General features: G+C 38.8%; 15 protein-coding genes. 9 read left to right on the forward strand and 6 right to left on the reverse strand.

What is annotated here, in order from left to right; all coding sequences use genetic code 11:
• Window positions 1-9 precede the first annotated feature (9 nt).
• The 4 genes from RGF10_RS10375 to RGF10_RS10390 all read right to left on the reverse strand — a co-directional run bounded on the left by RGF10_RS10375 (window position 10) and on the right by RGF10_RS10390 (window position 1739).
• Window positions 10-351 carry a DUF485 domain-containing protein gene (locus RGF10_RS10375; protein WP_318508945.1) on the reverse strand — a complete coding sequence of 114 codons (342 nt, stop codon included), beginning with the start codon at window positions 349-351 and terminating at the stop codon, window positions 10-12.
• 256 nt (window positions 352-607) lie between these two features.
• Window positions 608-850: a hypothetical protein gene (locus RGF10_RS10380; RefSeq protein ID WP_318508946.1), complete on the reverse strand. Its 243-nt coding sequence runs from the start codon at window positions 848-850 to the stop codon at window positions 608-610.
• Entirely contained in the window at window positions 840-1055 is a 216-nt protein-coding gene (locus tag RGF10_RS10385; protein WP_318508947.1) for a hypothetical protein, read from the reverse strand. Before RGF10_RS10385 ends, RGF10_RS10380 begins: the two co-directional genes overlap by 11 nt.
• Window positions 1056-1091: 36 nt before the next feature.
• Window positions 1092-1739, reverse strand: a complete 648-nt coding sequence (locus RGF10_RS10390) for an aminotransferase class V-fold PLP-dependent enzyme (protein WP_318508948.1) — start codon at window positions 1737-1739, stop codon at window positions 1092-1094.
• A gap of 107 nt (window positions 1740-1846) precedes the next feature.
• On the opposite strand from RGF10_RS10390, the gene nadB reads away from it, so the two are divergent.
• From nadB to nadA, 3 genes are read left to right on the forward strand one after another with little or no spacing between them, the layout of a single operon-like run.
• Window positions 1847-3442, forward strand: coding sequence for an L-aspartate oxidase (gene nadB / locus RGF10_RS10395; RefSeq protein ID WP_318508949.1), 1596 nt, complete (start codon window positions 1847-1849; stop codon window positions 3440-3442).
• Window positions 3396-4238: a carboxylating nicotinate-nucleotide diphosphorylase gene (gene nadC / locus RGF10_RS10400; protein WP_318508950.1), complete on the forward strand. Its 843-nt coding sequence runs from the start codon at window positions 3396-3398 to the stop codon at window positions 4236-4238. Before nadB ends, nadC begins: the two co-directional genes overlap by 47 nt.
• 22 nt (window positions 4239-4260) lie before the next feature.
• Window positions 4261-5367 carry a quinolinate synthase NadA gene (gene nadA, locus RGF10_RS10405; protein ID WP_318508951.1) on the forward strand — a complete coding sequence of 369 codons (1107 nt, stop codon included), beginning with the start codon at window positions 4261-4263 and terminating at the stop codon, window positions 5365-5367.
• 525 nt (window positions 5368-5892) lie between these two features.
• Here nadA and RGF10_RS10410 read toward each other — a convergent pair.
• Window positions 5893-7227, reverse strand: a complete 1335-nt coding sequence (locus tag RGF10_RS10410) for an APC family permease (protein WP_318508952.1) — start codon at window positions 7225-7227, stop codon at window positions 5893-5895.
• A gap of 338 nt (window positions 7228-7565) precedes the next feature.
• Here RGF10_RS10410 and RGF10_RS10415 point away from each other — a divergent pair, with 338 nt between their 5' ends.
• From RGF10_RS10415 to RGF10_RS10440, 6 genes are all read left to right on the forward strand, one after another.
• A complete protein-coding gene (locus tag RGF10_RS10415; RefSeq protein ID WP_318508953.1) occupies window positions 7566-8207 on the forward strand; it encodes a hypothetical protein in 642 nt (213 codons plus the stop codon).
• On the forward strand, window positions 8188-8673 hold the full coding sequence (locus RGF10_RS10420; RefSeq protein ID WP_318508954.1) for a hypothetical protein: 486 nt from the start codon (window positions 8188-8190) through the stop codon (window positions 8671-8673). The genes RGF10_RS10415 and RGF10_RS10420 overlap by 20 nt, the downstream gene beginning before the upstream one ends.
• Window positions 8674-8678: 5 nt before the next feature.
• The gene (locus RGF10_RS10425; RefSeq protein WP_412176696.1) at window positions 8679-10052 is read left to right on the forward strand and encodes a DEAD/DEAH box helicase; all 1374 of its coding nucleotides are present in this window, start codon (window positions 8679-8681) and stop codon (window positions 10050-10052) included.
• Between the two features lie 490 nt (window positions 10053-10542).
• Entirely contained in the window at window positions 10543-12729 is a 2187-nt protein-coding gene (locus RGF10_RS10430; protein WP_318508956.1) for a malate synthase G, read from the forward strand.
• Window positions 12730-12828: 99 nt separating this feature from the next.
• On the forward strand, window positions 12829-13620 hold the full coding sequence (locus RGF10_RS10435) for a hydroxypyruvate isomerase family protein (RefSeq protein WP_318508957.1): 792 nt from the start codon (window positions 12829-12831) through the stop codon (window positions 13618-13620).
• Window positions 13617-14522 (forward strand): NAD(P)-dependent oxidoreductase, encoded by a 906-nt coding sequence (locus RGF10_RS10440; RefSeq protein ID WP_318508958.1) that lies wholly within the window; start codon window positions 13617-13619, stop codon window positions 14520-14522. The genes RGF10_RS10435 and RGF10_RS10440 overlap by 4 nt, the downstream gene beginning before the upstream one ends.
• Window positions 14523-14584: 62 nt before the next feature.
• On the opposite strand, the gene RGF10_RS10445 is transcribed toward RGF10_RS10440, so the two are convergent.
• On the reverse strand, window positions 14585-15931 hold the full coding sequence (locus RGF10_RS10445; RefSeq protein WP_318508959.1) for an MFS transporter: 1347 nt from the start codon (window positions 15929-15931) through the stop codon (window positions 14585-14587).
• Window positions 15932-16018 lie beyond the last annotated feature (87 nt).

Consider the following 16018-nt stretch of genomic DNA (forward strand, 5'->3'; position numbering starts at 1 on the left):
TATTCCCCCTTAGTTCTTCGATTCTTCGATTATTTCTGCTACTACCTGATCAAATTTTCTGGCTTTGCTTGAATAAACACCACAGAGTGTCCATGTCATGATAAATTGAGTAAAAGCAAATACCCAAGCCCAGCTAATATTGCCAATTGCCTTGTTGTTTAATACATCTGAGTATGAGGTCATGATTGGTAAAGTAAAGTAGAACACTAAGAAAAACAATGACAGTGGTAAGATGAAATTTCGTTTTTGACTTAGAAGTTTTTTAAACGATGGTGTTTGCACAATTTTCGAGTAATCCAGTTCAGTTGATTGATTAAGCTCTTTCTTGTAAGCCTTTTCATTCACGGCCATAAAAATCCCCCTTATTCTTCATTTGTTGTGGCTGTCCGCCAATCACAATTTTGATTATAATCTTTTTGCATTATTTTGTAAATTTAGAAAATTGAAAATATTTTCTTCATTTTTCTACAAAATATATAAAAAACAACAAGAATGAACCAGAAAATAATGCGAATAAGACATGGAATTTTTGCTTGAAACATAAAAAAGTCCTGAAATCCTCCTGCGTTAGCAGAAGCTTTCAAGACCGTTCAATATTCGTATGATCCTAATGATTAAGTGCCATTTTGATTAAGTGTTGAGCAAGATTTACAATGTCATTCTCTGTGTTATCTCTTCCTAGCGACACCCGAAAATATTCTTTCGCTTTCTTCCCTGTAAAACCTAGTGCTGACATGGTTTGAGCAGGGGTAAGCATTCCGCTATGGCAGGCAGTTCCCGTTGAGATAGCAAACCCGTTACGGTTGCATTCTAACAATACCCACTGACCTTCAAGACCATCAAGACTCATGCCGATAATAGCCGGAAGTTGATTCGGACAGGCTCGAACCATGAATATGAAATCGATGTTCTAACGGCTTCAATGATTCAATAAATAATGTCCGTAAATGAAGATAGTTACGATCATTTACGTCTAGTAAATCGAATGCCTTTTTAGCTGCAACGGTCATAGCTGCAATCCCTGGAAGATTTACAGTACCTGGGACGAAAGCCATTTTCATGCGTTGTATTTGGAAAAAATGATCTTGTGTTTAATTGGGGACGTACGTAGGCAAGCCCCACCCCTTGGGGCCATAAAATTTATGACTTGAAAGGGAGAGACTGTCGACGGATGTCGAAATATTTCTGATATCTACTTTGCCAAATGTTTGGACACAATCAGAATGAAAAAGAATATCATGTTTTTTACAAATGTTTCCGATTTCGTTTACAAGCTGAATCGTTCCGATTTCTGAATTTCCATGTTGAATCACTGCTAAAACAGTATCCTCACAAATACCATCTAAAAACTGCTCTACTTCTATTAATCCTTCTTTATTATAGGGTAAACAAGTAATTTCAAAGCCTTCATGCTTTAACCGTTCTAAATGATTGTGGATCGATGAGTGTTCAGCAATACTCGTTATAATGTGCTTTCCTTTTTTCCGTCTACAAGTTAGTAATGCTTCTATTGCCAAAAAATTGCTCTCAGAGCCCCCGCTTGTAAAATAAATGCCATCTTTATCTACCCCGATCATCTGGGCCATTTCGCTACGGCACCTTTCAAGAAGCTGCCGTGCATCCTCTCCAAAATCATGTAAGCTATTCGTATTTCCAAAGAATTGCGTGGCAACTTTTACGTACATAGAAGCTGCTTCTTCATCAAGGGGGCTAGTTGCTGCGTAATCAAAATATTTCATCTATTCTCACCATTCTCCCGTATATTCGAAAAAAATACTTGTCATAATATTAATTCTGTGTAAAGATATGTGTCAAGACAGATGAAACATTCAGGAGGGAATTAGTCTTGAATATAGGTGACGTTATTGTTATTGGGAGCGGAATTGCAGCCTTGCAATTTGCCCACCATATTCGTGCGGATAAGAATGTGATTATACTCACAAAGTCGAATGTAAAAGCAAGTAACTCATCATTAGCACAAGGGGGAATTGCCGCCTCTGTTGGTGTGGACGATAACGATTCACTTCATAGGATTGATACGCTGGAAGCTGGTCGATTCCATAACAATGAAGAAGTTGTACAAAAAGTTACGGAAGAGGCGCCTCGATTAATCGATGAGCTTAGAGCTGCAGGCTGTCCCTTTGATGAAGATGAAAAAGGGGAACTTCTGTTAGGGATGGAAGGGGCACATAGTCGCTTCAGAATTGTCCATTCTGGTGGTGATGCAACAGGAAAGCAGATTATTGATTTTCTAGCGGCAACACTTAACAGGAATATTTTTATTGAAGAAAATAGGTTTGCCTATGAATTAATAGTAAATGACCGCAATCAGTGTATTGGTGTAAAAGCCAAGGATGAGGCTGGGAAAATCCATTATTATTATGCAAATCATGTAGTGCTGGCAACTGGAGGGTGTGGGTACTTATATAGTCTTTCATCAAGTGACCCAAATGTAACGGGTGATGGGATCGCAATGGCCTATCTTGCAGGCGCGGAAATAGCAGACATGGAATTTATCCAATTTCACCCCACTATGTTAGTGAAAAACGGAGAAGTTAAAGGACTCATTTCAGAAGCTGTGAGAGGACAAGGGGCGACACTTGTTACAAGCAATGGTGAAGCCATAATGGAGCATGTTCATCCACTTAAGGATTTAGCACCTCGCCATATCGTATCACAAACTATTTTCAATCATATTCAAAATGGAAAAGACATTTTTCTGGACATTTCTTCAATTGAGCATTTTACAAAGAAATTTCCAACGATTACAGAACTTTGTCTAGAAAATGAGATTGATCTAAGCAGTGGGCTAATCCCTGTTGCTCCAGGCTGCCACTTCCTTATGGGAGGAATAAAAGTGAATATGCAGGGTGAGACAAACATAGGTGGACTGTATGCAATAGGAGAGGCAGCATGTACAGGTTTACATGGCGCCAATCGTCTTGCGAGCAACTCGCTCCTTGAAGGATTATCATATGGAAAGCGGCTGGCTCAACATATTAATGGTTCTAACTGGTCAGAAGTTCCGTTGAGTTATATGAGGACTTTACAAGATTCGGGTTCAAAAGCAATTTTAGTACCGACCTTAAATGAGCTTAGACAGTCCATGATGGATCGGGTAGGGATTGTTCGAACAGAAAGTACGCTTACGGAGCAAAAGACTTGGCTTGAACGCTTTTTCAAATTAGATCAATATAGCCCTTGCTTAGATGAATTATCAAGTTCTCAAATTCAAAGCTTTCTAGGATGTGTAATTGCCTTACTGATTACAGATGCAGCATTAGAAAGAATGGAAAGCAGGGGCGGACATTTTCGAATTGATTTTCCAAATGAAGATAAAAACTGGCAGAGTAAACAATTAATCTACCAATTTCGCAAAGGGAGAATGGTGTTAGATGAACAAATTAAAGCTTCGGAATATGCTAGAGCAGTATTTTCTTGAGGACATTGGGGAACGAGATATTTCGACTGAATTAATTTTTGGTAAACAAGAGCGTGGTGAAATTGCATTTATTGCTAAAGAAGCTGGCGTATTTTGTGGTGAGGAAGTCATTGTTGCCGGCTTCAAACTGTTAAGTGAGCAGAATCAAGTTGAGCTTTTTGTTCGGGATGGAGAATGGTTTGAAAAAGGGGCAATCCTGGCAAAGGTTTCTGGAAATATTTCAGACTTATTAACCGGTGAAAGAGTTATTTTAAATTTGGTACAAAGAATGTGCGGAGTTGCGACATTAACGAATAAAGCTGTTTCGATTTTAGGAAGCGAAAAAACCCGAATTTGTGATACAAGAAAAACGACACCAGGATTAAGAATGCTGGAGAAATATGCGGTTCGTATTGGTGGTGGTTATAACCATCGTTTCGGTTTATATGATGGGGTTATGATTAAAGACAATCATATTTCCTTTGCTGGTTCGATTACCAAAGCAGTTGAAAAAGTGCGGTGCCAAATCGGGCATATGGTTAAAATTGAAGTGGAAACAGAAACGTTACAACAAGTAAAGGAAGCGATTGAGGCTGGTGCAGATGTCATCATGTTTGATAATCGATCACCTGAAGAAATAAAAGAGTGGATTGGTATCGTTCCAAAAAATATCGTCACAGAAGCATCTGGTGGTATTACACTTGAACAGCTTCCATCATATAGAGAAACGGGTGTTGATTATATTTCACTCGGCTTTTTAACTCATTCAGCCAGAGCGATTGATATTAGTGTGAAAGTTTCAATCACCGCAAGATGAATCTAACGAGGGGGATTATGCGATGAATTTATTAGATACTCTTGTTAACCCAACTTCTATCCCTGAGCATTATCGCACCATGAAACAAGCAGAATTAGAAGAGAGAGTACGAGGTATAAAAGCAAGACTAGGAAAGAAATTGTTTATTCCTGGACATCATTACCAAAAGGATGAAGTCATTAAGTTTGCAGATGCAATAGGAGATTCTTTAAAGCTGGCACAATATTCTGCCGAAAATAAAGACGCAGAGTCCATCGTTTTTTGTGGTGTGCATTTTATGGCGGAAACTGCAGATATTCTAACAACTGAGAAGCAAACAGTCTATTTACCAGATATGCGTGCAGGCTGCTCGATGGCTGATATGGCTGATATTTATCAAACGGAACGTGCTTGGCAGGAATTAACGTCTGTATTTGGGGACACGATGATTCCTTTAACGTACGTTAACTCCACTGCAGCAATTAAAGCATTTGTGGGCCGTTTTAATGGAGCAACCGTCACATCCGGAAATGCTGAGAAAATGGTGAAATGGGCATTAGAAAGAAAACAACGATTAGTATTCTTACCTGATCAACATCTGGGTCGTAACACGGCTTATAACCTTGGTATTAAGCTAGAAGAAATGGCCATATGGGATCCAATTAACAGCAGACTTGAAGCTCAAGTTGAAAGTGACAAGATTAAGGTTATTCTTTGGAAAGGGCATTGTTCTGTCCATGAGAATTTCACAGTTGAGAATATACAGCAAATTCGCTCGCAATTTCCAGAAATGAACATCATTGTCCATCCGGAATGTAGACGAGAAGTGGTGGCATTATCAGATTACGCTGGGTCAACGAATTACATTATTGATCGTATACGTGAGTCTGAGCCTGGTTCAGCATGGGCGATTGGAACTGAGATGAATCTAGTGAAGCGAATCATTCATGATTACCCTGATCGACATATTGTGTCATTGAACCCACATATGTGTCCATGCTTAACGATGAACCGGATTGATCTCCCACATTTAACATGGTGCCTGGATCAAATTGAACAAGGCACTGCTCAAGAAAAAGTAATTAAGGTTGACGAAGAGATTGCAAAGGATGCAAAGCTTGCACTAAATCGGATGCTAGAACTTGCCTAATAAACGAAAATCCCCACAGTTTTTGTGGGGATTTTCGTTTGTCGAGAAAGGCTACATTTCGAGTTAACGGACATGGAGTACCTTATTATTATGAAATCCCCTTTTTGCTAGACTTAAGGGGACACAGGGTACCTTATATAGATAAAAACAACTGAATCATGGCAAAAAATGATCAAATAACGAATCTGATGTCCGATTAGCTTATTAAAACTAGACATTTTATGAAGATAACGGAACAGATGTCCGGTACATCTTTTTAAAACAAGACAATGTAAAAGCTCAATATTGATTTTACCCACTCTGTTGATTGGAGAGGAAGGCGCGAAGACTCCTGCGGGAGCAGCGGGACAGGTGAGACCGCACAGGCGCGCTGTGTGCGCCGAGGAGGCTCACCGCACGCCCCTAAGGTGCGCGAAGTGCCTGGAACGGAAATCAACAGACTTCATAATAAAAAACTGCAGGCTCCTCATTTTTCACTGAGTTTGTCTGCAGTCTGTAATCCCCACAATTTTGTGGGATTTTCTGTTAGCTGGCTTTTGAGATTTGATCTTTTTCTTTGCCTTTCGTTAAAAAAGCAAACACTGGTAAACCGATTAAGGCAATTCCAATTGAGAGAAAAGCATCATTTGGTGTATTCATAATCGTACTACCTAAAATATAAAACGCACCGATAATTGCCACGATTGGTGTAATTGGAAAGAATGGTACACGGTAAAGTCCAACTTCTCCAACTGTTTTTTTGCGAAGGATAAATACCGCTAAAAATGCTAAACCATAGAAAGAAAACACGGCAAAAATAGCAATATCAGATAGGCGATCAGCACTACCAAGTAGCATTAAAATTACAGCAATAACGAGTTGAAGGATGGTTGCCATCACAGGCGTTTGATATTTAGGATGAATTTTTGCTAGTGTTTTTGACGCAGGAAGTAAGCCGTTTTTTGCCATCGCAAATGGAATCCTTGGGAAAGTTAATATCTTCCCGTTTAAACAGCCAAAGATTGAAACTAAGATTCCAATCGTTAAAATATTACCACCTACATCACCAAACAAAATAGATGCTGCGGTACTTGCAGCATTCGGTCCCAATTCAACTATTTTACTAGCAGGAAGTACATGGAGCATCGCAATATTGACAGTGATATAGGAAAGAATAACCACACCAATCCCTGTAATGATAGCAGTTGGAAGTGTTTTACTAGGGTTTTTCATTTCTCCAGCCATGTAGCCTACATTCATCCAGCCGTCATATGCCCATAGGGTCGCAAGTACTGCAGCTCCCATACTAAATGAACGGCTATCACCGCTTTCCATGTTTAGAATTTGAATATCACCTTGGAAAATACCAAATGTAGCAATTAAAACGATCGGAATTAATTTTCCTATGGTCGAAACCGTTTGAATTAATCCTCCGTATTGTGTACCAAGTAAATTCATAAAAACTAAAAAGAGAAGGGTAACGATTCCAATAATGATGTGACTGCTTTCGGTTAAGTTAAATATACCAGCCACTAATGAGCCAAAATATAAGCTTAGTGCTCCCATGATTGCTGGTCCGTATATAAGGGTTTGAACCCAGCCGCAAAGAAATCCCCACATTTTCCCGTAAACTTCTTCGATATATGCATACAATCCACCAGTTTTTGGGATTCTTACACTTACCTCTGCAATAGTTAATCCACTAGCAAGTGTGATGATTCCGCCAATTACCCATGCCCATAAGGCAAGTGTTGAATTTCCTGTTGCTGAGATTACTACACCAGGTTTCATAAAGATCCCTGAACCAATCACCGTTCCGACAACTAATGACGTGGCAACAGCAAAGCCAATATTCTTTTTTAAATGAGCTTCGTTTTTCATGATGTCCGTCTCCTAAGTACAGATGTATTTCTAATCTTTATTGGATTATAACACGTAAATTATACTGAAATAATTTTTCGAAAATATAAATTATTCACCAAGTTGATTAAAAATTCAATTTTTACATTTGAAGATACAGATGATACCATTATCCGATAAAGTAATTTGAAATTATATTGTGTCAAGTCAAATGAATGTTTATTCTTTATATAAAAGTAAACATAATATTCATAATGAAAAAGGTTGCTAATGAGATTCACTATGCAGTAAGGAGACTGAAATGAAAACACTAAACTCGATTTATCCGATAGCCGTTGAACATACGAAGAAAAAGGTCTATGAAGACATTGACCAGGTACCTTGAATATAAAGAAACAGCTCCTTCATTTGAACAGTTTAGGGCGGATCGCAGTCACTATCTTGAACAAATTTGGATTAATGTTTGGATCAATAAAGCAACAAATGCGGTAAATAAAAAAGATAAGAAAGTTTTTTTAGCAGAAAAAGGCTTTGAAGTTGAGGGAGTAGACCGAAAGTTAATCAATCAATTATTTCGAACCGAAATACGGAACTATCAGCCTTTTGATGTGAATGCTTGGATTGATAGTGTTTTTTTAAACAATGAAAAAGCGTGGCAGGACCAATATTCAAAAGCTAGAAAGAAGCTATTTGAACGGTTGGAAGAAGAGCGTACAGCCAAACGAAAAACAGAGATAAATAATACGGTAATGAAGGCTTCACATGAATTATTACAAAAAGAGTATACAGTCATCTATTTATATATTCGTGCTTATGTAGCGAGACATATTACCAATGATCTTATGCAAAATCCAAAATATGAGCTGAAAACATCCTATCAACATCAGAAATTAATCGAGGTGAAACCATCATTGGTTTCTCAAGATTATATCCAGGTAAGTGATTTTTTTGAAGAACTGACAGGAGCGATTCAAGAAACCTTTGATTGGGGACGAATATGAGTATGAGACCTACTATTTCCTATATGAAAATCTAATCAGTGAATATTTATTTGAAGTTGCACCAGCATTTTTTTTAAAACACGCTCCCAAAATGAAAACATTATATAAGGATACTGTTGGAATTGATCTAAACGAATCGATCCTAATGGACATTCTGTACGATTTATTGGTGGAGCTGGCGATGGACTATACCGAAGATATTCAAGAGGAGTATATAACAGATCTGGCCAAGCTATGTGAAGTTCCATTCGATGAAGTTAGTCATCTTAAAATTTTTGAGCATGACCTTGAACAAAGGGAAAAACGAAAAGCTGAAGAATTAGCGGAAATACAACGAAAAAAGCAGGAAGAAGCTAGAATTATAAAGGATGTATTTGGGATAGAATATAGCCCGAGCGTGGGGGGAATATTCATTTTGTCCTGCATATTGGTGAAACGAATACAGGGAAAACTCATCACGCTCTAACTCGGATGAAGGAAGCTCAAAGCGGATTGTATCTTGCTCCGCTACGATTATTAGCGCTTGAGGTTTACGACAAATTAAACGCAGATGGAGTTCCTTGCTCGTTAAAAACCGGTGAAGAAGAAAAAATGACAGAAGGAGCGACACACATTTCCTGTACTGTTGAAATGTTTTATGAAAAAGATCATTTTGATGTGATTGTCATTGATGAAGCGCAAATGCTAGCAGATAAAGACCGTGGTTTTTCCTGGTACAAAGCCATTACAAAAGCAAATGCGAATGAAGTTCACATCATTGGCAGCAGAAATATTAAAGAAATGCTTTTACAATTATTAGGGGATTCGAGTGTTGAAATCCATGAATATAAGCGTGAGATTCCCCTTGAGGTCGAAAAGAAAGAATTTAGTTTATCTCATACTAAAAAAGGTGATGCTTTAGTGTGTTTTTCGCGGAGAAGGGTTCTTGAAACCGCGGCAAGACTTCAAAGTATGAAGCATAAAGTCAGTATGATTTATGGAAGTATGCCACCTGAAACCAGAAAGAAGCAAATCCAACGCTTTAATGACGGTGAGACCACAACCATTGTTTCTACAGATGCAATTGGCATGGGATTGAATTTACCAATACGGCGGATTGTCTTTTTAGAAAATGAAAAATTTGATGGTACAAGAAGAAGACGATTGAGCTCACAGGAAGTTAAACAAATCGCCGGACGCGCTGGAAGGAAAGGCATATATGACGTTGGGAAAGTGGCATTTACTTCTAACATTGGCTCAATGAAACGGCTTCTGCAAATGGAGGATGAGCCTGTCCTCTCCTTTGCAATAGCACCGACAAATGCTGTATTTGAACGATTTCAAAGGTATTATCGTGATCTCGGTACTTTTTTTGAACTCTGGGATAAATTCGAAAGCCCAAAGGGAACGAAAAAAGCATCGTTGATGGAGGAACGTGAGCTATACGAAATGGTTCGTGGAACAGAGATAGAGGCACGTTTACCTTTAACGGAGCTTTATGGATTTCTCCATCTACCGTTTTCATCGAAAGAAATGGATTTAAAGCAGCAATGGAAAAAAACGATTCATGCAATCCTAGAAGGAAAAGAACTTCCAGAGCCGCTGCTGAAGAAAAAAAATCTTGAGGACCTTGAGCTTACATACAAGGCGTTAGGACTTCATCTTTTATTTCTTTATCGGTTAGATAAACGAACGGAAGCCCATTATTGGGAGATCGTACGCGAGGAGATCAGTGATGAAATCCATGAACATTTAAAACAGGATATTAAAATCTATAAAAATAAATGTAAACGCTGTGGGAGAAATCTTTCACTGGATTTCACGTTTCCAATTTGTGACGACTGTCACAGTACACGATTTAAGTAAGACTTTTAAAAAGGTGACTAGGGGGCTGCACCCTTAGTCACTAAAATCTATAAAAATAAATGTAAACGCTGTGGGAGAAATCTTTCACTGGATTTCACGTTTCCAATTTGTGACGACTGTCACAGTACACGATTTAAGTAAGACTTTTAAAAAGGTGACTAGGGGGCTGCACCCTTAGTCACCTTTTTAAAATACCCGATTAGAACGACAAATGCACTTGATAAAAAATAGAAAATTTTAAAAATTCAATAACCCTACTTTTAATGTGTATCTTTCTCTGTTACAATATTAATTAAATTGTTAAATCTGTTTTATAACAAGAAGGAATTAAGCGGTTACAGAGAGAATATTTAAACTCGATCAAAAAGGATCTATTAGGGGTAGAACACAATCCACAAGAGAGAATAAAATGATTAGTTGTTGTCTAATCATGCTTAATTCATCAAGTTTACAGAAAAGTATTTTTATTTTTGAAAGGTAGGAAATGACCATGACGAACTACATTGAAAAAGGCGATTTGAAAATCGCATCTGTACTTTATGATTTTGTAAACAAAGAGGTTTTACCAGGAAGCGGAGTGGAACAAGATTCTTTTTGGACAGGCTTTGAAGCATTAATCAATGAACTTTCTCCCGAGAATAAAGCACTTTTAGCTCGTCGTGACGAATTACAACGGAAAATTAATTCATGGCACCTAGAAAATAAAGGTGACTATGAATTTACTAATTATAAAGCATTTTTGCGAGAAATCGGGTATCTAGAACCGAAACCAGAGGAATTTACAATCGATACAACGAATATCGATGATGAGGTGGCATTACAAGGTGGACCACAGCTTGTTGTGCCAATTAATAATGCTCGTTATGCAATCAATGCGGCCAATGCTCGTTGGGGCAGTCTTTATGATGCACTGTATGGTACGGATGCAATCAGCGAAGAAAATGGAGCTGAGCGTGGAAAAGGCTATAATCCAGTTCGTGGTGCTCAAGTTATTGCATATGGTAAAGACTTCCTTGATAAAGCCATCCCACTATCCAATGGCTCACATAAAGAAGCTATCAAATATGCGATCATTGAGAATGAATTGGCGGTTACGTTAGAAAGCGGCAAAACGGTTGGACTAAAGGATGCTTCTAAACTAGTAGGTTATTTAGGTGAGCTAAGTGAGCCATCTTCAATTCTATTAAAAAATAACCGTATGCATTTAGAAATTCAAATTGACCGTAATCATCCTATTGGCAGCACAGATTCTGCAGGTGTAAAGGATATTATCCTGGAATCAGCTATTACGACGATTATGGACTGTGAAGATTCCGTTGCTGCTGTTGATGCAGACGATAAAGTTGAGGTTTACCAAAACTGGTTAGGTCTTATCAAAAGCGATTTAACTGCAAACTTTTATAAAGGCAGCAAGGAGTTAATACGTTCTTTAAATCCTGACCGACAATACCAAGCAATTGGTGGCGGGACTCTAACATTATCGGGACGCTCCCTTATGTTTATCCGTAATGTAGGTCATTTAATGACAAATAATGCGATTTTAGATGGAGCTGGTAATGAGATTCCAGAGGGAATTCTTGATGGAGTGATAACGAGCTTAATAGCGAAGCATGAAATAATTGGCAACAGCAAGTACAAAAACTCAGCTAAGGGTTCAATCTACATTGTAAAACCAAAAATGCATGGTTCACAAGAAGCGGCATTTGCCAACAAGCTATTTACTAGAATCGAAGAATTAATTGGCTTGAAACCAAACACATTAAAAATTGGTGTAATGGATGAAGAGCGACGTACATCCTTAAACCTAAAAGCATGTATTCGTGAAGTAAAAGAGAGAATCGCATTTATCAATACTGGTTTCTTAGATCGAACTGGTGATGAAATGCACACTTCGATGGAAGCAGGCCCAATGATTCGCAAAGGTGATATGAAAACCTCGGAATGGCTTGCATCTTATGAAAAATCAAATGTGTTTGCTGGACTTGATTGCGGTCTCCAAGGTCATGCCCAAATCGGAAAAGGAATGTGGGCGATGCCAGACTTGATGGCGGATATGCTTCAACAAAAAATTGGTCATTTAAAAGCTGGTGCTAATACAGCGTGGGTACCATCACCAACGGCTGCAACCTTGCATGCGACACACTATCATCTTATAGATGCAGTAGAAGTTCAAAATGGCTTGAAAAAGGATTCAACTGATTTAGTTGATGGAATTTTACAGGTTCCAGTTGCAAAAAATCCAAACTGGGCACCAGAAGAAATCCAAGCTGAGCTCGATAATAATGCGCAAGGGATTCTTGGCTATGTTGTTCGTTGGGTTGAACAAGGAGTAGGATGCTCAAAGGTACCTGATATTAACAATATCGGGTTAATGGAAGACCGTGCAACACTTCGGATTTCCAGTCAGCATATCGCAAACTGGTTACACCATGGTATTTGCACGAAAGAACAAGTGATTGAGACGCTCGAGCGCATGGCTAAGGTCGTAGATGAGCAAAATGCCGGTGATGCTGCTTACCGTCCGATGGCTCCTAATTTCAATGATTCAGTTGCCTTCCAAGCTGCTTCTGATCTCATTTTCTTAGGCTATGACCAACCGAGCGGCTATACTGAGCCAATCCTACACCGTCGCCGTCAAGAAGCTAAAGCGAAATTTTTAGCCGAGCAAGTTCGTTAATCTTTTTTAACAGAGCCAATGTGTTCCTTTAATTATCGGAATACATTGGTTTCATTTTGTTTATGGGAAACACTTACATACACTTACGGGGGACAGTTTATGAAACCATTTTCCGTCAATTTATCAACGATATTTACTGAGGTTCCGTTTTTAGAACGATTTAAAAAGGCAAAGGAAGCGGGTTTTAAATATGTTGAATGCCAATTTCCTTACGATGTTCCAATTCGTGCCATTGAGGCCCAGCTAATAGAGACTGGATTAACTCTCGTTTTAATTAATCTGCCACCAGGGAATTGGGAACAAGGTGATCGAGGAATGGCTATCTTTTCAGATAGAATACCAGAATTCAAAGAATCCGTGCAAAAAGGAATCGAATATGCGCGTGCGCTTGGGGTGGAAAAAATTCATTGCTTGGCCGGAGTGCTTACTTCCGATATGAACCGTGAGCAGGCACGTCAGGTTTATTTAGAGAATCTGAAATACGCTGCCTTGGAAATGGCCCGTGAACAGATAACGTTGTTGATTGAACCTATTAATCATGCCGATATGCCATGGTATTTTTTACACAATATTGGTGAAGCTGCCAAGGTTTTGGACGAACTTGAACTGTCTAATCTCATGCTTCAGTTTGATTTTTACCATATACAAAGGCTTCATGGTAATCTGCTGGTAAACTTTGAGCGATTTTTAGATCGAATAGGTCATATTCAGGTCGCTGATGTTCCCGGTCGCCATGAACCAGGAACAGGAGAAATTAATTATCAGAATGTGATAAGTGAAGTACGAAGGCTAGGTTATCGTGGATATATCGGGTTAGAATACACCCCTATCGGTAAAAGTGAGGACAGCTTTGGCTGGGTACATCGTTTTGAAGGAGTTGCTAAAACATGAAAATTGGGTTTATTGGCACAGGTGTAATGGGAAGTAGAATGGTTATGAAGCTTTTAGATGCGGGGCACGAGGTAGTCGTTTACAATCGAACTCCTGAAAAGTTAATACCCTTAATTGAAAGGGGGGCAACTGCGAAGGATGATATTGCATCATTAGCAGGTGAAGCGGATATTGTTTGTACGTGCCTACCGATGCCAAAGGATGTTGAGAATGTTTATCTTGGTGTAAATGGAATTTTTCAAAATGCCAAACGAGATGCTGTTTGTGTGGACTTTACAACCATAGATGTCGAAACAAGCAGGATGATGGCTAAGGAAGCGGACAGGTTTGGTGTAGGATATTTAGATGCACCTGTTAGCGGGGGACCTGAAGGGGTTGAGCTGGGCTCTTTAACGATTATGGTTGGAGGGAAGAAAGAAGATTTTGATAAGACTTCAAAGCTATTTGAGATTCTCGGTGAGACAATTGTTCATCTTGGATCGTCTGGTGCAGGATCGATTGCCAAATTGATCAACCAATATCTCGTAGCTGTTCATTCTGTGGCAGCCTCTGAAGCGATGGTTGCGGGTACTAGTTTAGGGCTTGATTCTGACCAACTTTATCAATTATTAAAGGTAAGCTATGGTGATAGTAAAATGCTCCGTCGCCATATGGATGGGTTTGTACTTAGTCGGCAATTTACACCAGGTGGGGCGGTGAAATATGTCCATAAAGATGTCGTTCTTGCTAATCAACTGTTTGCTGAGACGGGGCTGACTCGATTTTTAGGTCAACACGCGGAGGAATCCTTTAAAGACGCGATGGACAAAGGTTTGGGGGATTTAGACATGTCTGCAGTCATTCAGCCGTTAGAGGAAGAATGTGGCGTAGTCGTTCAACAAGGGGAATTCCAAAAAAAGTAGGGTTAAATAAACGAATGAAAAGGTGGTTCCTCTTCGGAAACCACCTTTTTCTAATCCTTAACCTACTCTGCTTGTGTCTTGAGTGTGATATTATCAATAGCACGCTGATCCCAAATGAGAAATGCTGTGCCAAGAGAAAGAATACTACCGATAAATCCAAACAAGAACAGGTTATGAATTCCTCCCATAAACGTTTCTGAGCCATTTAACAATGCACCCATAATGGTGACACCAATCGCTGTTCCCATGTTTCGACTAAACATAAAAAATGATGTTGAAATTCCTTTTTCATGTGTACCGACAAGCTGCTGAACACCGATCAAGCCAACTGTACTAATTAACCCATAGGCCAAGCCTTGAATAATCATAATGAACAGAATATACCAAAATCCGTGTTGTTCGTTTAATAATACGAGTAATACCCCTGACAATAACAAAAGGGCATTTCCGATTATCAGTAGCATCCGATAACCATATTTAGAAATCCAAACACCTGCTGGGACTGAAACGATCATCCAACCGATTGCTACACCGAGTAAGGCTGCACCGCTTAAAAATAATGATAATTTAGCCACGTCCTGTAAAAATAATGGTACAAAACTAGAGGTACCAAACAATGCCACACAGCCGATAAACGAGTTGATATTGATCCAAGAAATAGTCTTATTTTTAAACATCGAGATAGGGATGATTGGTGACTTATGTTTTTTCTCAAAAAGATAAAATATGATCATCAGCAGTGTTCCCAATACTGCGTAAAAAAGGCGATGTTTCTCAACAACCGTAACAAGTAGAAGGAGAGTTACGGCCGCACCGAAAAGGAATGCACCAACATAATCGATATTCGCTTTTTTGGGCTGATATACCTCTTTATATGGCATTAGTGTTAAAAAGGCAATCAGACAAACAGGTATATTGACGTAAAAAATCCATCTCCACGTCATGAATTCAACAAAAAAAGCTCCCAAAAGTGGTGCTAAAATGGCTGAGAGTCCCCACATAGCCGTAAACAGCGCTTGAATTTTTCCACGCTTTTCTGGTGGAAATAAATCGCCAGCGATAATGGCGGGAAATGGCATCATAAAGCCTGCTCCTATTCCTTGAAAGGCACGGAAGATGACTAATTGAACCATGTTATCAGATAATCCACAAAGCAACGAACCTAGTAAAAATAAAATAATACCAGCACTAAAGACTTTTTTTCTTCCAAACAAATCAGACAATCTTCCAGCAACAGGAGAAAGGATTGTACTTGCGATCATATACGAGGCAAATGACCATGCATAAAGATCAAATCTTCCTAATTCTTCAGCAATGATCGGCATCGTAGTATTCATAATGGTTGAATCAATGGATGCGACAAGCATGGCTAGGACAATGCTAACCATGACAAATATTCTACTATTCATTTTATAACCTCCCAAAGCTACATAAGAACATATTATAACTGCTAGCTACCATTATGAGAAATAAATTTGCATTTAAAGAACAATTTT

Origin of the sequence: Bacillus sp. T3 (assembly GCF_033449965.1) — a bacterium.
Lineage (GTDB): Bacteria > Bacillota > Bacilli > Bacillales > Cytobacillaceae > Bacillus_BU.